The 17,792-nt window shown below is 62.0% G+C and carries 13 protein-coding genes, 4 tRNA genes and 1 pseudogene; 9 read left to right on the forward strand and 9 right to left on the reverse strand.

The features are described 5' to 3' along the window. Positions 1 to 31 precede the first annotated feature (31 nt). Positions 32 to 1,684: a YcaO-like family protein gene (locus G394_RS0112415; RefSeq protein ID WP_051307167.1), complete on the forward strand. Its 1,653-nt coding sequence runs from the start codon at positions 32 to 34 to the stop codon at positions 1,682 to 1,684. On the opposite strand, the gene ybeY is transcribed toward G394_RS0112415, so the two are convergent. Both ybeY and G394_RS0112425 read right to left on the reverse strand, forming a co-directional pair. Continuing rightward, positions 1,659 to 2,102, reverse strand: coding sequence for an rRNA maturation RNase YbeY (ybeY, locus tag G394_RS0112420; RefSeq protein ID WP_028577923.1), 444 nt, complete (start codon positions 2,100 to 2,102; stop codon positions 1,659 to 1,661). The two genes, G394_RS0112415 and ybeY, sit on opposite strands and share 26 nt — an antisense overlap. Beyond that, positions 2,102 to 3,082, reverse strand: coding sequence for a PhoH family protein (locus tag G394_RS0112425; protein ID WP_028577924.1), 981 nt, complete (start codon positions 3,080 to 3,082; stop codon positions 2,102 to 2,104). Before G394_RS0112425 ends, ybeY begins: the two co-directional genes overlap by 1 nt. Positions 3,083 to 3,306: 224 nt before the next feature. Here G394_RS0112425 and G394_RS19110 point away from each other — a divergent pair, with 224 nt between their 5' ends. Continuing rightward, on the forward strand, positions 3,307 to 3,606 hold the full coding sequence (locus G394_RS19110; RefSeq protein ID WP_028577925.1) for a hypothetical protein: 300 nt from the start codon (positions 3,307 to 3,309) through the stop codon (positions 3,604 to 3,606). Here G394_RS19110 and moaA read toward each other — a convergent pair. The 3 genes from moaA to dksA all read right to left on the reverse strand — a co-directional run bounded on the left by moaA (position 3,603) and on the right by dksA (position 6,593). Further along, positions 3,603 to 4,595: a GTP 3',8-cyclase MoaA gene (gene moaA, locus G394_RS0112435; RefSeq protein ID WP_028577926.1), complete on the reverse strand. Its 993-nt coding sequence runs from the start codon at positions 4,593 to 4,595 to the stop codon at positions 3,603 to 3,605. The genes G394_RS19110 and moaA overlap by 4 nt on opposite strands. A gap of 60 nt (positions 4,596 to 4,655) precedes the next feature. Then, positions 4,656 to 6,152: an NFACT RNA binding domain-containing protein gene (locus G394_RS0112440; protein WP_028577927.1), complete on the reverse strand. Its 1,497-nt coding sequence runs from the start codon at positions 6,150 to 6,152 to the stop codon at positions 4,656 to 4,658. A 78-nt stretch (positions 6,153 to 6,230) separates the two neighbouring features. Beyond that, on the reverse strand, positions 6,231 to 6,593 hold the full coding sequence (dksA, locus tag G394_RS0112445) for an RNA polymerase-binding protein DksA (protein WP_028577928.1): 363 nt from the start codon (positions 6,591 to 6,593) through the stop codon (positions 6,231 to 6,233). 189 nt (positions 6,594 to 6,782) lie between these two features. Between dksA and G394_RS0112450 the strand changes: the two genes are divergently transcribed. The 4 genes from G394_RS0112450 (at position 6,783) to G394_RS0112465 (ending at position 7,195) form a co-directional block, all read left to right on the forward strand. After that, positions 6,783 to 6,857 (forward strand) — tRNA-Gly (locus tag G394_RS0112450). Positions 6,858 to 6,864: 7 nt separating this feature from the next. Then, positions 6,865 to 6,939, forward strand: a tRNA-Cys gene (locus G394_RS0112455). Between the two features lie 6 nt (positions 6,940 to 6,945). Continuing rightward, a tRNA-Gly gene (locus tag G394_RS0112460) sits at positions 6,946 to 7,020 on the forward strand. Between the two features lie 100 nt (positions 7,021 to 7,120). Next, positions 7,121 to 7,195, forward strand: a tRNA-Gly gene (locus G394_RS0112465). Positions 7,196 to 7,253: 58 nt separating this feature from the next. Here the strand turns inward: G394_RS0112465 and G394_RS0112470 are convergent. Beyond that, positions 7,254 to 8,756: a helicase HerA-like domain-containing protein gene (locus tag G394_RS0112470; RefSeq protein WP_028577929.1), complete on the reverse strand. Its 1,503-nt coding sequence runs from the start codon at positions 8,754 to 8,756 to the stop codon at positions 7,254 to 7,256. Positions 8,757 to 8,936: 180 nt separating this feature from the next. Between G394_RS0112470 and G394_RS0112475 the strand changes: the two genes are divergently transcribed. The 3 genes from G394_RS0112475 to G394_RS0112485 are packed head-to-tail and all read left to right on the forward strand — an operon-like array spanning position 8,937 to position 12,675. After that, positions 8,937 to 10,664, forward strand: coding sequence for a YcaO-like family protein (locus G394_RS0112475; RefSeq protein WP_028577930.1), 1,728 nt, complete (start codon positions 8,937 to 8,939; stop codon positions 10,662 to 10,664). A gap of 10 nt (positions 10,665 to 10,674) precedes the next feature. Next, complete coding sequence (locus G394_RS0112480; RefSeq protein WP_028577931.1) at positions 10,675 to 11,037, forward strand: molybdenum cofactor biosynthesis protein MoaE; 363 nt, start codon at positions 10,675 to 10,677, stop codon at positions 11,035 to 11,037. 15 nt (positions 11,038 to 11,052) lie between these two features. After that, on the forward strand, positions 11,053 to 12,675 hold the full coding sequence (locus G394_RS0112485) for an OpgD/OpgG family glucan biosynthesis protein (RefSeq protein ID WP_028577932.1): 1,623 nt from the start codon (positions 11,053 to 11,055) through the stop codon (positions 12,673 to 12,675). Here the strand turns inward: G394_RS0112485 and G394_RS0112490 are convergent. From G394_RS0112490 to G394_RS21235, 3 genes and pseudogenes are all read right to left on the reverse strand, one after another. Next, the gene (locus G394_RS0112490; protein ID WP_028577933.1) at positions 12,672 to 13,403 is read right to left on the reverse strand and encodes a DUF4123 domain-containing protein; all 732 of its coding nucleotides are present in this window, start codon (positions 13,401 to 13,403) and stop codon (positions 12,672 to 12,674) included. The genes G394_RS0112485 and G394_RS0112490 overlap by 4 nt on opposite strands. A gap of 530 nt (positions 13,404 to 13,933) precedes the next feature. Next, a pseudogene (tssI, locus tag G394_RS20305) lies at positions 13,934 to 17,131 on the reverse strand (type VI secretion system tip protein TssI/VgrG). 15 nt (positions 17,132 to 17,146) lie between these two features. Next, positions 17,147 to 17,587 carry a hypothetical protein gene (locus G394_RS21235; RefSeq protein WP_156902607.1) on the reverse strand — a complete coding sequence of 147 codons (441 nt, stop codon included), beginning with the start codon at positions 17,585 to 17,587 and terminating at the stop codon, positions 17,147 to 17,149. Between the last annotated feature and the right edge of the window lie 205 nt (positions 17,588 to 17,792).

Consider the following 17,792-nt stretch of genomic DNA (forward strand, 5'->3'; position numbering starts at 1 on the left):
TGGCCCGATACAACACGCAAGGAGCTTCGACGTGACCCCGACCATGCGCTACCGGCTCGCCCATCAGGACAGTCTCCTGGGGGTGGCCTACTTCACCCCCGAACCCGCCGAACCCCTGCCCCTTGAGCAATGTCTGGACCACGTCCGCAGGCTGCCCGGCGACGAGTTCATGCGCGCCCACGTCCGGCCGCTGCTGGCCGCCATGGCCCCGGCGAAACTGCGCGCCCTCTTCGAGGCCGCCGACGAGACGGTCCGCGCCCTGGTCCTCGAGACCGTGCTCCTGACCCCGGGGCTGGGGGACCTGTGGCCGGAAATGCGCCCCGCACTCGACGGACTCAAAGGCCGCACGCCCCAGCTCTTCCTGGCCAGCGCCGCCCTGCCCGACCATGACCTGCATGCGGGGACGAGCCGGCTTCTGGCCGCGAACATCTTCGAACACGCACCCCTGCCCGCCGAGCCGGCCGACGACGCATTAGACGCCGCGCCCGATACCCCGGTGGCGGACCCGACCCGCATCCGGGCATCCCTGGATCTGCCCGCCCCCTGCCCCAGGCGGCCCGCCGAGGCCACCCGCGCCCTGGCCGAGGAACGGCTCTACGGCCTGGGCGTCCTGGACGGGCCCGAGATGCGCCATCACGCCTCCCTGGCCCCATGGGGCCTGCTGCGCCGCTGGCGGCTGGACCGCGCCACGCGCTGCGGCGCCTTCGACCACCGCCTGCAGGGGCTCATGACCAGCTACGGACGCGGCCTGACCATGGACGACGCCCGCGTCTCCCTGGCCATGGAGATCGTCGAGCGCTACAGTTCCTTCGCCGACATCCGCGACATGCGCGTCTCGGGCAGCCAGGACGACGGAGAGATCCGGGTCGCGCCCTTCGGTGCCCTGGGCGGCGAGGCCCTGGACCCGAACGCCATGCGCCTGGAAGTCCCGTACGCGGACCAGCCCCTGCACTGGATCGCGGGCCGGGGCCGCCGCGGCGAGACCAGGCTCGTCCCGCTGCAGGCCGTGTACCTCTTCACCAACCTCGACGAAGTCCGCCTCTTCAGCGGACTGGGCTCCACGGGCCTGGCCTCGGGCAACACGCCCGAGGAGGCCAAGGTCAGCGGACTGCTGGAAGTCATCGAGCGCGACGCCGAGGCCGTCAGGGTCTTCGACCCGGCGCGCTGTTTCCGCGTGGAGAGCCGCGACGACGCAGTGCGGGAGCTTCTGGAACGATACCGGGAGCAGGGCGTCGACCCCGTCTTCCAGGATCTGACCACGGAACTGGGCGTGCCTTGCTACAAGTGCTTCGTGCATCTGGCCGAAGGCGGACTGGTCAAGGCTACTGGCGCGTCCCTTTCGGGCCGCCGCGCAGCCCTCTCGGCCCTGACCGAGACGCCCTTCCCCTTTCCCGGAGGCCCGGCTTCGGCCGAGGGCCCGCGCGACCTCCCGGTGCGCCTGCTCGAAGACCTGCCGGACCACTCGACGGGCTCGGCCGCAGGCGACCTGGCCCTGCTCGAGGCCATCCTGGAGGACAAGGGATACGAACCCGTCTACGTCAACCTGACGAAAAGGGAACTGCGGCTGCCCGTGTACCGGGCCATCGTGCCTGGTCTTGAGATCGTCTCGGACTTCGACCGCTTCACGCGCGTGGGCCCCCGCCTGTGGCGGGACGTGCTCAGATCGAGGGGAAGATGCGGGTGACGGACGCTTCCGGGTCGGAGCGGACCGCGGTCACGGCCAGGTCCGTCAGATCGTCCATCTCCGGGCCGTGGTCGTGGCCCATGAGGTGCAGCAGGCCGTGGGCCAGCAGGCGGACGGTGTATTCGTGGGGGTCCTGGTTGTAGAGGCGCGTCTCGCGGGCCAGGGTGTCCACGGACAGGACGAGGTCCCCGAGCCAGTCGCCCTCGCCGCCGGGGAAGCTCAGGATGTTGGTGGGCCCCAGGCAGCCCATGAAGGAACCGTTCAGTTCGGCCATCTCCCGGTCGTCCACCAGGCGCAGGGAGAGTTCCCACCCGTCCAGGCCGAAGCACCCGGCCAGGCCCTCGAAAATCTCCATGAGCTCCGGCCCCGAAAGGGGAAAGCGCGGGTCCGCGGGGACGCATTGCTCCAGATGCAGCATCAGCCCCTGCCCTCCCGGGCCAGCGCGGCCTGACGGTGCCGGTCGTAGGCGCGCACGATGCGCCCGACCAGGGGATGGCGAATGACGTCGTCCTCGGCGAAGTGGATCATGGCCACGCCCTGGACGCCCTCGAGGACCTCCACGGCCTGCACCAGGCCCGAGCCCACGTGTGCGGGCAGGTCGATCTGGGTTACGTCGCCCGTGACCACGGCCCGCGAGCCGTAGCCCAGCCGCGTGAGGAACATCTTCATCTGCTCGGGGGAGGTGTTCTGGGCCTCGTCGAGGATGACGAAGGCGTTGTTCAACGTCCGGCCGCGCATGAAGGCCAGGGGCGCGATCTCGATGGCCCCGGCCGCGATCATCTCCTGCACCCGGGCGTAGTCGAGCATGTCGTTCAGGGCGTCGTAAAGGGGCCGCAGGTAGGGGTTGACCTTCTCGACCAGGTCGCCGGGCAGGAAACCGAGCTTCTCGCCGGCCTCCACGGCCGGGCGCGTCAGGACCAGGCGCTTGACCTTCTTCTGCAGGAAGAGGGACACGCCCACGGCCACGGCCAGGTAGGTCTTGCCCGTGCCGGCCGGGCCGATGCCCAGTGTCAGGTCCAGCTCGCGCATGGCGTGCAGGTACTCGCGCTGGGTCACGGTCTTGGGGCAGACGGTCTTGCGCGGGGAGACCGTGAACAGGGCCTCCTGATAGTATTTCTTGAGCGGCGTGGACGGGTCGCGCAGCATGATGCGCAGGCTCTGCTCGATGTCGCGGTCGAAGAGCTGGTGCCCGCCGCGGACCAAGTCATAGATCTGGGCGAAGTAGCGGCAAACCAGATGCACCATGTCATGGTCGTCGCCGAAAACAGAAAGCTCGCTGCCGCGGCTCTCCACGGTCACGCCCGTGATCCCGGCCACGGTCTCGAGATGGGCGTTGCCGGGCCCGAAGACCTCGCGGGCGAAGTCCGGATTCTCGAAGGTTATGTCCTGTCTCTCCATGCGTCCTCATGCTGCGCCGAAAAGGCCGCCCCGGCGGGGCGACGGCCGCGCATTTGCAAAACCGTGCGGAGTTCCGTAGAGGAATTCTTCCGCACCTACATACCGAAAAGTGAAGCATCACAGGCCGCGAGGCCTCATATCATATGAAAGACGACAAACGAACCACTGACAACCTGCCGGCCGTCAGGCCGGAAACGCAGCTTGCTTTCCAGGAAGCAAGAAGCATGGTGAGGAAAGCATTCGTGACGGCCATCAAGACCAATCTCGCATTTCTTGCCTGCTCCGGCCTCTACGCCTACCGCTCCGGGCAGCGCTTCTGGGAACAGAAGGGCAGCTCGTGGTGGGCCAGGACCCGCGCCTTCTCAAAGACCGCATACCTGGCCCTGCAGGAGGACGCCTTCGGCTCGGACATCCGAATCGAAACCCTCGACTTGGACAAGGTGCTGGAGGGCAGTCGCCCGACCCTGTCCATCCCGGCCACGCCCGAAGCCGTGGACGACCTGATTCGCCCGAAAAAGCCCTAGCCGCCGATGGCCGTCATGGCCCGGTCGCAGACCTGGTTGGTCTGGCGGTCCTGCAGCAGCCGGTAGCCCATGGGCTTCTCCTGATTGGCCCTGGCGAAGAGTTCGAGCAATTCCTGGGTGGAGTGCTGCGGGTCTCGCAGGATGGAGCGCACGTCGTACTCCTTATCGGAAAAGAGGCACGTCCGCAGCTTGCCGTCCGAGGTGACCCGGAAGCGGTTGCAGCTCTCGCAGAAATGGTTGCTGACAGCCGAAATGACGCCGATGCGCCCGGACCCGCCGGCAATGCGGTACATCTTGGCCGGGCCGCTGTTGCGCGAGGCCTCGCGCACCTCGTCCAGGGGCACGAGCTCTTCCACCGCCGCGACGATGTCCTTGGCCGGCCAGTAGTTGTCGCGGCTCCAGCGCGACTGGTAGCCGATGGGCATGAACTCGATGAAACGCACGTCCACGCCGAGATCACGCGCAAAATCCACGAATTCCGGCAACTCGTCGTCGTTGATGCCCTTCAGGGCCACGACGTTGATCTTGACCCGCATCCCGGCCGCAAGACAGGCGTCGATACCCGCCCGGACCAGTCCATACGCGTCGACGCCGGTGATTTCCTCGAACTTCGCGCGCTGCAGGGTGTCCAGAGAGATGTTCAGACAGGCCACCCCGGCCTCCCGCAGCTCCTGCACACGCCCGGCCAGCATGGTGCCGTTGGTGGTGATGCGCAGGTCAAGGGACGGGTACTTGGCGTGCAGGCGGGCCAGAAAGGGGATGAAGCCCTTGCGGGCGAACGGCTCGCCGCCCGTGAGACGAACCTTCTCGACGCCGGCGATCTTGGCCACGTCCACCAGCTCGAACATCTCCTCGAAGGTCAGAATCTGCTCATGGGGCAGGAATACCCATTCGCTCTGGGGCCTGCAGTACAGGCAGCGCAGGTTGCAACGGTCGGTTATGCTCAGCCGCAGGTAGCTCACCTTGCGGCCGTGGGAATCGATAAGCATGGACACCTCGCAAAGGTAGTGTGGCCGCAAGACCTAAGTCTTCCCGCGGCGCATGTAAAGTCAGCTCCCCATATCGAGGCGCAGCCGTTCTTCGAGGGCGGGATCGATGACCGGCCGAACCATTCGCAGAACCTTGTCGACGCCGACCATGCCCAGGTTCGCCCCCTTGATGGTCCGCACGTCCCTGACCAGGCACAGCAGCACATCGCCGCGGTCGGCCATCTTCAGGTGACTTGCCAGGGCGGCCAGGGCGGCGGCCTCCTGGATGGTCCGCTCGGGGACCTCCTGGGCCGGGAAATCTCGCCTGACCACGACATGGGCGCCGGGTCCGTCCTGGGCGTGCAGCCAGTAGTCGAAGGGGCTGGCCGCCTTGGTCAAAAGCTGGTGATTGGCTTGGGCGCTGCGGCCGCGCAGGATGAGGAAGCCGTCGGAGGAGCGGTAGGTCCCGACCTTGATGCCCCTGTATTTGGCGGGCAAAGGGCTCGGCGCGGCCGGCGTCAAGGACGTGTCGGACGGCGTGGCCGGCGCGACGCGGCCCGCCCGCGCATCGTCAAGTTCCCGGCGCAGGGCCTGGATCCTGGCGGCGACGATGCCCATGCCCCGCTCGCCCTTGGCCGCGCGGGCAAAAAATCTGGTCATGTTCTCACGCACGGTCACTCCGGGATCCAGGCGGAGTTCCACCTCCCCACCATTCCCGTCGCAGAGCCGGACCACTGCCAGACGGGCGTCCTTGTCCAGGCCGTGTAGGTGGGCCTGCAACGCGAGCCCCTTTTCGCGCATGGCGACCATCTCCCCGAGGCGGGAGCGGTCCGCCTCCACCCGCGCCAGGGCGCGCTCGATGCGCCGGATGTTGCGGGACCTCGCGTCGTCCTCCCCGCCGTGCGCCCTGGCCATGTCGGCCAGGGTCCGGCCGTGGGCCTGCTGCGCAGCCTCCAGGACGCTTGCGCAGGCGCCGCCGCCTTCAAGGGGCCAAAGGCTGACCTGGCTGCGGCCGCGGTGGTCCAGCCCGAAATAGAATGTCCCGACGGCGCCGCTCTCGATATCCCGCAACAGGCTCCGCGCCTGCTCCTCGGGGATGGAACGCAGCCGGTTGCGCAGGGGCGGCGTGAGATGCGGCAGTTCGCGCCACAGCCCGTCCTCGCCGATGATCCGCTCAAGCTCCGGCCAGACGGGTGCGACGCCGAACTCCGGCGGCAGGGAATCAACCAGGGCGGGCGCCGCCGCGAGATCGAGGACGAGCCAGCGCCCCTCGCCGGCGGAAAGCTCCAGGGCCAGACGCCGCCGGGGCCAGTCAGAGACGATCCCGTGCACGCGCCGGTCCCGCAGGCGCTTGCGCAGCCACATGGCTCGGCCCGAAGGGGACGGGGGATTTTCCGGTTTGTGCGGGGAAATGAAGAGAAAGGGGGTGGGCTTGCCGGTGCACAGCACGAGATGCCCCGCCCGGCCCATGCTGAAGGTCCAGGTGTCGGGCAAGGGGGCGAAAACCTTCTCGATGCGCAGGCCCCGAATGCGCGCGGCCAGTTCCTCGGCCACGAAGCGAAAAACGCTGGCGTCCATGCGTGTCCTTCAAACAACAAAAAAAAGCGCGTGCCGGAACGGTACGCGCCTTGATGAACATGAAGACCCGGGGCGACCCTAGTCGCCGCGCAGACGCTCTTCCTCTTCCCGGCGACTCTTGCACTCGATGCACAGCGTGGTCATGGGGCGGGCCTTGAGGCGCGGAATCCCGATGTCCTCGCCGCAGTCCTCGCAGACGCCGAAGGAGCCGTCGTCGATGCGGTCCAGGGCCTCGTTGATCTTCTTGATCAGCTTGCGGTCCCGGTCGCGCAGGCGCAGGGTGAAGGTGCGGTCGGACTCGGCCGAGGCCCTGTCGGCGGGATCGGAGTAATACTCCACGTTGTCCGACATTTCCTCGATGGTCGCCTCGCCCTGACGCTGGATGTCGTCAATCATCTTGGTCAAATATTCTCTGAAGAACTCAAGGTCCTTGGCTTCCATGATATGTCCTCCTGCAGGCCAGTTGCCTAGGGAGAGAGTTACTATTCACTGCACACCAAAAAGTAAACCCCCTGCGGACTCCGACGGACAATTTCAATAATAATAAGCTTTCTCGCTGCGGGTGAAAAGAAAAAATCAGATTTTGGTTGACAGCCGACACCGCCCTTTATAAACACGGCTTCTCGTTGAGCGGGAGTAACTCAGTGGTAGAGTGCAACCTTGCCAAGGTTGAAGTCGCGGGTTCAAATCCCGTTTCCCGCTCCACAGAAATGGCGGCATAGCCAAGTGGTAAGGCAGAGGTCTGCAAAACCTCCATTCTCCAGTTCAAATCTGGATGCCGCCTCCACAAGCCGCGGGAGTAACTCAGTGGTAGAGTGCAACCTTGCCAAGGTTGAAGTCGCGGGTTCAAATCCCGTTTCCCGCTCCAGAAGACAAAGGCCGGTTCGACCGGCCTTTTCTTTTTTCGACGGACCGAAAATAATGCTTGCCTCCCGGCCGGCATCCTATTAGGAGACCACTCTTCGAACGCGGGAGTAACTCAGTGGTAGAGTGCAACCTTGCCAAGGTTGAAGTCGCGGGTTCAAATCCCGTTTCCCGCTCCATGCGACGATAAAGGCCGGTTTCCCGGCCTTTTTTCTTTTCCCGCCCAGAATGCCGCGGCTACTTGCGGCCCCCGAAGATGGAGCCGAGCACACCGCGCAGGATCTGCCGCCCAAGCTGCGTCCCTATGGTCCGCGCCGCGCTCTTGACCATGGCCTCCCCCAGTCCCTGGCGGCGGGAAGTTCCCGTCAGCCAGTCGAAGGTCCCGCCCCGGGCCGCTTCCTCCTTCTCGCGCGCCGCCGATTCGGCCAGGTCGCGGGCCTGATCCTCCTTGGTCCTGGCCCTGGCCTGCAGAAGTTCGAAGGCCGACTCGCGGTCGACCATGGCGTCGTAGCGGCCCTTGAGGGGCGAACGGCCGAGAATCTGGGCGCGCTCGGGCTCCGTCAGAGGACCGATCCGGGACTGCGGCGGCCGCACCAGCACCCGCTCGACCACGCCGGGGCGCCCCTTGTCGTCGAGGACGGACACGAGTGCTTCTCCGGTCCCCAGTTCCGTGATGGCCGCGGCCGTGTCGAAGGCCGGGTTGGCCCGGAAGCTCTCGGCCACGCTGCGCACGGTCTTCTGCTCCCTGGGGGTGTAGGCCCGCAGGGCGTGCTGGATCTTGAGCCCGAGCTGCCCCAGGACCTCGTCCGGGATGTCGGCCGGCGACTGGGTGACGAAGTAGACGCCCACGCCCTTGGAGCGGATCAGGCGCACGACCTGCTCGATCTTGTCGATCAGGGCCTTGGGCGCGTTGTCGAAAAGCAGGTGCGCTTCGTCGAAGAAGAAGACGAGGCTCGGGCGCTCGGGGTTGCCGACCTCGGGCAGCTGCTCGAAGAGCTCCGACAGCAGCCACAGCAGAAACGTCGCGTAAATCTTGGGCGAGCGGGCCATGAGGCCGGCCGCGTCCAGGATCGAGATCACCCCGCGTCCGGAAAAATCCGTGTGCATGAGATCCGCCAGGGCCAGGGCCGGCTCGCCGAAGAAGACGTCCCCGCCCTGCTCCTCCAGCACCAGGAGCTGCCGCTGAATGGCCCCGACGCTGGCCGGGCTGATGTTGCCGAAGGTCCCGCGAAGTTCGGCTGCGTTCTCGGCCATGAAGGACAGCATGGCCCGCAGGTCTTTGAGGTCCAGAAGCAGCAGACCCTGCTCGTCGGCGATGCGGAAGCAGGCGTACATGATGCCCGTCTGGGTTTCGTTGAGCTCCATGAGCGTCGAGAGCAGCAGGGGCCCCATCTCCGAGACGCTGGTCCTGAGCGGATGCCCCGAAACGCCGAATACGTCCCAGAAGACCGTCGGGTTGCCCTCGAAGGCGAACCCCTCGGCAGGCATGCGGGCCAAACGTTCCTCGACCTTCGGATGGGGATTGCCGGGCGCGGCGATGCCGGACAGGTCGCCCTTGATGTCCGCGGCGAAAACCGGGACGCCCATGCGCGAGAAGCTCTCGGCCAGGACTTGCAGGGTGATGGTCTTGCCGGTGCCCGTAGCCCCGGTCACCAGCCCGTGCCGGTTGCCCATGGCGGCCAGCTGGTACACTCCGGCCCCGTCCGCTCCGCCGAGAAGAAAGCGTTGTCCGTCGATCATGTGGCGCTCCTTGTGGATCGGATTGAGACTAATTTTTGTTTTTTAGCACACCGAGGCCCGAATACAAAGCCCATTGACTTGTGCGCGAAGCCCCGCCACAACGGCGTTCTGCGGATTCCCCGACCGGCTCCACGGCGGCCCGGAACCGCGCCAACCCAAACCGTTTCAATTCGGACCATTATGATCAAAATAAACCCTTGCCCCAAGGGCTACGTCACGGACCTGGACAAGACCTGCACACCCGAGGAGACCGTCGCCAGGGCCCGCGAAGCCCTGTCCCGCTCCGGCAAACGCATCCTGGCCCAGACCCGGCGCATCGACACCGGCCGGCTGGGCATCCCCGTCTTCATGTCCATCTGCGGCGAGGACGCGCGCGAGATCATGCCCACCCGCAAGCAGATGGGCAAAGGCGCCTCCCCGGCCCAGGCCGAGGCCTCGGCACTGATGGAACTGGCCGAGCGCTTCAGCTACTTCTCCTTCTGGAACGACCCCGCGAACTTCCGGCCCATGACCTGGTCCCAGGCCCGCAACCGGTTCGGCGACAACCTGCTGCCCATATCCTTCCTGATCCAGTCCGTGGCCGACAAGGCAGGCGAAGAGGACGCGGCCCGCATCCTGGACCTCCTGCCGTGGAGCTTCACGCAGGTCACGGACATCGGCACGGGAAGGGAGTACATGGCGCCCCTGGACTGGTTCAAGAAGCTCAACGAGTTCAACGGTTCCTCGGCCGGCAACACCCTGGAGGAATCCATGCTCCAGGGCGGCTGCGAGCTTGTCGAGCGCCACGTCTGCGCCGTGGTCGACCGCACGCGGCAGGAGACCCCGAACATCGACCCGGCCTCCTTCACGGACCCGGTGCTGGTCGAGCTCTACGACAAGTTCATCCGCAACGGACTCAAAGTCTGGCTCAAGGATTTCAGCCTCGGCCTGCCCGTGCCCACGGTGGCGGCCCTGGTTTTTGACCCGGCCACCTTCCCGCACAAAAGCGAGATCGTCTTCACCGCCGGCACGGCCTCGTCGCCCCAGAAGGCGGCCATCCGCGCCCTGACCGAGATCGCCCAGCTCGGCGGCGACTTCGAGAGCTGCAGCAACTACGAGGCCTCGGGCCTGCCCAAGTTCACCCACCCCGACCAGTTCGGCTGGCTGACGTCGGGCCCAACTGTCTCCATTGACTCCCACCCGGTAAACCAGGACGCGGACATCGCCACGGAGCTCATGAACTTTTGCGCGCGGCTCAGGGAGCAGGGCTTCACGTTCTTCTCCGTCGACACCACGCAGCCGGGCCTGGGCATCCCGGCCAACTACAACTTCATCCCGGGCTTCCTGTTCCGGGAGCGCACGCCCATGGCCTCCCTGGGCCTCTTCGTCGGCCGCATCCTGGCCGAGGACATGGCCCCGGACCAGGCCGAAGCCGGCCTGTCCGTGCTGGAAGAAGTCTATCCCGACGCCCACTACCTGCCCTTCTTCCGTGGCCTGGTCGCCCTGCGTCAGGGCGAGATCGACCGGGCTGCCAGCTGGTTCGCCGCGGCCGAGCCGCAGCAGCCCGAACGCGACGACCGCGGTCTGGCCGCCTTCTACCAGGCCTACGCCCTGTCCCAGCAGGGCCTGTGGGCCGAGACCATCCCGCACCTGGATCGGGCCGTGGACCACTGCCCCGAGGTCAAGGAGTACTTCAACCTGCGCGGGGTGGCCTATTTCAAGCAACAGCATTACGCAGGCGCCGCGGCCAATTTCGAGCTGGCCCTGAGCCTGGACAGCGGCTCGGCCATGGACCTTGCCAACCTCGGCCTGTGCCATAAATTCATGAACAATGCGGACAAGGCGCGGGAACTGCTGGGCGAAGCCCTGCGGCTCGACCCGGGCCTGGACTTCGCACGCAACCACCTGAACGAACTGGAAGCCCGATAAGGAGGCCTTCATGGACATCAGCAAGAAAATAGCGGAACTCAAGACCGAACCGGGATTCCGGGAGAACGTCGGCATGGTCCTGGTCCACAACGGTGTGGTCCGGGCCTGGTCCCGCAAGGACAAGGGCAAGGTCGGCCGTGTGAAGATCGAGGTCGATCAGGCCAAGGTCGAGACTATCCGCAAGGAGATCGAGGCCCGCCCGGGCATCTTCCGCGCGGTGGCCGAGGCCAGAAGCGGCGAGTACGTGCCGGGCGACGACCTGCTCTTCCTCATCGTGGCCGGCGACATCCGCGAAAACGTCAAGCCCGCCCTCGCGGACCTCCTGGACCGCGTCAAGTCCGAGGCCGTGACCAAACAGGAACTTTCGGAATAACCGGAGAAACGAAACATGAAGCGTCAGTCCCTTTCCACCCTGCTCTGCACGATCCTCCTTGGCGCATCCCTTGTCCTGTCCACGGCCGCCTTCGCCGCCACGGACCTGCCGACGCCCACCGGCGGAACCAATTTCGACTACGCCTGGCTCAAGGGCCGCGCCCGCCATCTGGCGGAACAGCCCTATGTGGACCATGCCGGCGAAATCCCGGAATCCCTCAAGAACCTGAGCTGGGACGCCTACATGCAGCTGGCCTTCGACTCGGAGCACGCTCTGTGGAAGAGCGACGCATCCCTGTTCCGGGCCGAGCTGTTCCACCTGGGCCTCTTCTTCAAGACGCCCATCACCATCTATGAACTGCAGGACGGGAAGGTCAAAGAGATCGACTACACCCCCGACCTCTTCACCTACGGAAAGTCCGGCGTCAAAGGAAAGGACCTGCCCAAGAACCTCGGCTTTGCCGGCTTTCGCCTGCGCTACCACACGGACTGGACCCGCGACCTGATCGCCTTCCTGGGCGCCAGCTACTTCCGCGCCGTGGGCGGCGAGATGCAGTACGGCATGTCCGCGCGCGGCTTGGCCGTCGACACGGCCCTGCCGCGTGACGAGGAGTTCCCGACCTTCACCCATTTCTGGCTGGAAAAACCCCGTCCGGGGAGCGACACGGCCACGGTCTACGCCCTGCTGGACTCGCCCAGCGTGACCGGCGCGTACCGTTTCGACATCCGCCCCGGCCAGATGCTGACCATGCGCGTCGATGCGGCCGTCTACCCCCGCAAGTCCATCGAGCGCCTCGGCATCGCCCCCCTGACCAGCATGTTCATGGTCGGCGAGAACGACCGCCGCATGAACCACGACTGGCGCCCCGAACTGCACGACTCCGACGGCCTGGCCATGCACAACGGCAACGGCGAGTGGATCTGGCGGCCCCTGAACAACCCGCCCTTCCTGCGCTTCAACGCCTACATGGACCACAACCCGCGCGGCTTCGGCCTGGTTCAGCGCGACCAGAACTTCGACCACTACCAGGATGACGGCGTGTTCTACGACAAGCGCCCGAGCGTCTGGATCGAGCCCATCGGCCAGTGGGGCACCGGCTCCGTGCAGCTGGTGGAGATCGCCAACCTCGACGAGACCTTCGACAACATCGTGGCCTTCTGGAACCCGGCCGAGCCCGTCCAGGCCGGCCAGGAACTGCTCTACAGCTACAACATGTACTGGGGCACCACGCCTCCGTCCCAGACGAAGCTGGGCAAGGTCGTGGACACCTTCACGGGCCTGGGCGGCGTGGTCGGCGTCATCCGCAAGTACTACAGCCAGCGCTTCGCCGTGGACTTCTCCGGAGGCGATCTGGCCATGATCGGCAAGGACACCAAGATCAAGCCGGTCCTGGAGACCTCGGCCGGCCGCATCGAGATCACCTCGGTCCGTCCCCAGCACGCCATAAACGGCTTCCGCTGCATGTTCGACGTCGTGCCCCCGGACGACACCCAGACCCCCATCAACCTGCGCCTCTACCTGGAGGCCGACGGCCGTTCCCTGACCGAAACCTGGATCTATCAGTGGACGCCGCCCGCCGCAGGCGACCGCCATCTCTACAACCCGGGCCACCTGGAAAAACAGCCGGGCGCCAACTAGTCGCAAAAAGGGCAGGTCCTCGGGCCTGCCCTTTCCTTTTCCCCTATCACGACGGGTGGATGCACTTCGGAGTTCACGACCTCCGTACGTAGTATTCCCGCACAGTGGTGAAGTTCTTCATGATCGCGTCCTTCCCTGAAGATCTCGGCGTGGCGCGGGCTGAAGTAGTACCATGGACAGGGATTGATGGTGCCGTTCATTGCGGCGGACTCGCCGGGCCGGTCGATACGCACCCAGCCCCCCTCCACCGTGCGGGTCGGGACGAGCCGCATCGGGCCCAGAAGCAACTGCGTCTCTTCGGGCATGACGGCGCAGATGTGCGCCAGAATTCTTCCGTCCCAGACGCGGAAGATGAGGTTTTCTCCTTCCGTCCTGACCATAAGCAAGCTTCGCAGGTGGGCCAGGATGTCTTCGGATGTCGCGTCCGAGGCAACAACCATGCCCCATCCTTTGGGGTCGTGTTCCTCGAGCCAGTCGAGGACCGGAGAGTCAGGCGTCAAGGGAGCGAAGCGGGGGGAGAGTTCGTGCATGTGCTCCAGGCAGGAATCGAAGAAGAGCAGCGTTGTTTGTCTGTCGGGCTCCAGGGCGTAGAGTTGCGCAAGCGCGTCAGGGTGACAGCCTGGGTCCAGGACAAGCCAGGCGCTCCAGCCTTTGCTCAGGACTTCTTCAAGGACGTCTTTGGGATCGCAAATTTTTCGCCCTGCAATCGTATTGACTGCTTCATGCATGATATTTCTCTTTATACACGGTCAATTTTGCAAAATTTGAGCAAGTATTTGCCAAATATTAACAATTATCAAGTGGTGGTAAAAGAGGAACACTCCCTTAAGAAAGAGGCTACTGATGTCTGTAGTCTCCATGATTTTGACGGAATTTCACGATGAATAACAATCAATGATTTCAGTCATCTATTCCCATGGCCTTGAAGGCATGCCTCTTTGAATCCATTCATGATATTCAACAAGTATGTCGTATTTATTTATAAAGTAAATTCCAGAGATAGATATAATACATATTAATAACATAAATATAGAATTTCTGCGAGTGTTTACGATGAATAAATTTGCAGAGTAAAAAATAGCGATGCATATAAATATATATATAAATTTTAGAGGATTGATTCCAATATGATTAGATTCAAAAATTATTTTGTAAAAAAATATCGCAGTGAATATAATATATATAAATACAAAAATATAAAATAATGCAAAATAAAATTTTAAATATATTCGCGCTAATTCCTCCTTGTATGTATTTTTCATGGAGAAAACCTCTTTTCTGGAATTGGCATTCCTGTTGATCCTTCTCCGTTTCCAATGTTTTTTCCTCTTTTGTAAGCTCTGATGTATAACGGATCGTCTCCAAAAGAATCATGACGATCAAAAAAGTCGTATTGTTCAAAGAAGTATGCGTATCCCATTGTTCCGTATGTAAAAACTTTTTGCATCGAAGAAAATGCTTGTGCAGGAGACCAGCCCTCCCTTTCTACTCCTGTATTACAACCATGTATCCATAAAGAACCATTTGCTTTCCATGGTAAAATTTCAAGCGAATTTATCTCAGAAAATTGCAGAGTTGTTTCACCGGCAAGAGGATCATTTGCAAACGGATCGTTAGGATCTGCTCGAAACTCCAGCCCCTGATTACGGCCTGACCCTAAACTTGCATGAGTAAATATCCTTCCTTCTACAATATTAAAATTGTTATTAATTGATTTTTTGTATATAGTGCTCCACGCTTTCTTAAATTGAGGCTCTGACTTGACGCTAATACTCATATAAAGAGTATCGTCTTGCATCCCTTCATGTAATCCTAAGCTTTTTCTCCATGTTTCTGCAGCTTTTTTGAATGCGTTGTCGTCCACGTCAAAGTATATTGAAAAGAACATATTTCCTGATTTACTGTGGGAATATTGATTATCTATAGTATAGCATGTCGTTGCGTCATCAGTTTTACTTGATTGTGGCACGGTTGCCCCAGCGTCATATCCAGTATCCCGTTCCAAGGGGCATAACTTGACGACAGCCTCATCGAGTTCATGGGCTTTGTTGAAAATCACGTTTTGACAGAACGGCACCTGCCCTTCCTCCGGCACGAGGCTGTCCAAGGGCAACAGCGGTTTCGCCCCCGTGCCCGAGCCGGGGCTACCGCCGGAGTTGATCTTGACCCTAGCCCCGACAATGGTCACCCCCGAGGGGTCGAGCTTGATGAAGCTGCCGCCGGCGTTGACGGTCAGCTCCGTGCCGGCTTCGATGACGGTTTTCATCCCGGCCTTGATGTGGGTCTCGTCGCCGGCCCGGAGCAGCCATTTGTCGCCGATCCGGGCATGGCCGGTTCCCTTGACCGTCAGGTGGTCGTCGGCCAGCAGCTCGACCTTGCGGTCCTTCTCGACGGTCTGGTGATCCTCGCCCTGCACGAGGGAGTAGGAGAAATGGTCGATGGTGCGATGCTGGTCGCGCAGGACGCGCTCCTTCCAATCGTTCTTGACGTGCACGTTCACGTCCTTCTCGGCGTGGACGTAGATCTCCTCCTGACCCTTCCTGTCCTCGACCCGCAGCTCGTTGAAGCCGTTCCCGCCCGGCGAGGACAGGGATTTGAAGACCGTGCGCGTCTTGTGTTCGGGGAGAAAATACGGGACCGGGTTGGCGGAGTTGTAGACCCGGCCCGTAACGATGGGCCGGTCCGGGTCGCCCTCCAGGAAGGAGACGACGACCTCGTGACCGATCCGGGGGATGGCCATGGTCCCGTACTGGCCGCCGGCCCAGCCCTGGGACACGCGGATCCAGCAGGTCGTGTTCTCGTCGTATCCGCCCAGCCTGTCCCAGTGGAATTGCACTTTCACCCGGCCGTACCGGTCCGGGAAAATCTCCTCGCCTTCCGGGCCGGTCACGATGGCCGTCTGATCCCCGAGGACGCGGTTCTTGGGATGCTCCGACGCGGGCACGAAACGCGTCGAGTCGGGGATGGCCAGCAGCCTGGCCCCGTAGCTCATGCCCCGGTCCGGGGCCTCGTGCTCCAGCACCTGGGGCTGCTCGCCCCGGTGTTCGACCCGCACGACCCACCAGTGGGCGTTGAGTTCCTGACGCTGGTGGCCGAACATCTCGAACACGAAACCAGGGTTCATCCTGGACACGTCGGTTTCGGCCTCGATCCACAGGCCCAGGCTCAACTGGCGCAGCAACTCGAGGTGGGCGTAGCGCTTGCCCTCCCGTTGCAACTGGTAGAGGTGCGGGTAGCGTTAGCGTTCGAGGGTCATTCCGGCCGGGACAGGGGCCTTGACGTGGCTCGTTTCACGCTCGCCTACCTCCAGGTTCAGCCGCGTCTTCTCGAAATTCCAGTCGCGGTAGGTGGACGAGTCGCTGCTGATGGCCTGGCCGAGAAGGACGCGCCTTATGGTTGCCGTGTCCACGACGGTCCCCGCGCCGGGATGGAAACGCAGCCGGCTCTCGCCCCCGATCCTGGGGCCGCCCTCGCGGTCCGAAAAGCACAGCACATGCCGGTCCGGGCCGTGCTCGAAGTAGAAATAGACGCCCTCCTCCTCGCACAGACGGGAGATGAAGTGCAGGCTCGTCTCGCCGTACTGCACGCAGTACTCGCGGGCGGCGTAGTCGTGGAAGCACTTGAAGGCGTAGCTGTCGCCCGTGAAGTTCTGTTCCTTCAAAACCTGCTCGATGATCTGGAGCACGTTCATGTTCTGAAAGATGCGGTGGTCCGTGGTCAGGCCCAGGAACCACAGACGGGGGACCAGCAGGCAGCGGTAGTGGGTGCGGAGATTGGCGGTATGCAACTGCCTGAAATGTCGGACGACGCCGTGGACGTAGCGGGCGCCGCCGCTCCGGTCCACGATGGTGAGGCAGGCGGGCCGGCCGAGGAGGCCGGAGAAATCCAGGAATGACGATTCGTGGGTCAGTTCGATCTCGAACTCGTAGGGCCGATGCACCTCCTCGGTGCCGGAGAAGGCGAAGACCCCGAAATCGGGCCCGCCCTCGACCTCGAAAGTGAACCAGGGACTGTTGGCGCTGTTATCCCACCATTGCTGTGGGTTGATGATTTCCCCGTCAGCATTTTTCATCTGGTAATTGACATGCTGCGAGTAGTGATCGCTGCCTTTTGGCCCCCTTCCTCCCATAGTTCCCAGCGGAGTTCCTACACGTGTCTGCTGGCCGTTCCGAACGAGTTGGGTGTCCGTGTGAAGAAACTGGTGCAGGTTGCCTTTGTCGTCGCGAATTCCGATTGTGCCGTATTGCCCACCACCCGGAGGCATTTCCACTGTTCCGGACACGGGCGAGTGCAGAGCCGGATGGTTCAGGTTGACCCCTGTCTGGCCTCCTTCGTAGTTGAAATCCACTCCACCGTGAGGCCCGGATGGGCGTGCTTCCCCGAAGGGCGCCGTTGTGTGAGCCGAATTTCCGGCCTGTTCAGGAAGAATGGTGTCGATAGTTTTTTTGAAAGGCATATCACTCCCCCGATTTTATATTGAATCGTCTTCTATCATATATAGATTCCAGCATTTATTTTTTTTAAAATGATATTTCACAAGAAGCCCTGTGTCGTCTTTCGATCTGATTATTTCAGCATTATTCTTATCAATCTGAACTATTTTTAATTTTTGCTTATCTTCATTCAATATATCAAATGAAGGTATTATTGGATATTTTATATCTTTTTTATCAATTGATTTTTTAATCTTTTGAGGAATTGAATAAGACTCTGTATCAATGAGTGAAATTATAACATGATTGTTTGAGTGTTGTTTTTGGAAATACTGATTATTTATGAATATATTGGAAAATTCATAAAAATCATCTGATAAAAATGCGTTATCTTCTGTAGAATTGCCGCATTCATATGAAAATGCAGTGCTATTTATGAAAAAAATCAATGAAATTAACGCGATGAGATATGTTTTCACAGCTTTTCCTTCATGGCGCGTTGCATCAGGGTCTTTTGGCGGGAGTGAGGAACATGAGCCGCCCTCATGGCTTTGGCCTCCGCGGGAAGGGAATCGGACGCTATTCCCGGCGCGGACGGACAGGCATGGACGTATCATGTCTCGCAGGAGCATGACATTGGGAACGGTTCTATATGTCGTCGGGAAAAGTATGCATCAACAAGGC

The sequence above is a fragment of the Desulfomicrobium escambiense DSM 10707 genome (genome assembly GCF_000428825.1).
Classification (GTDB): Bacteria; Desulfobacterota; Desulfovibrionia; order Desulfovibrionales; family Desulfomicrobiaceae; genus Desulfomicrobium; species Desulfomicrobium escambiense.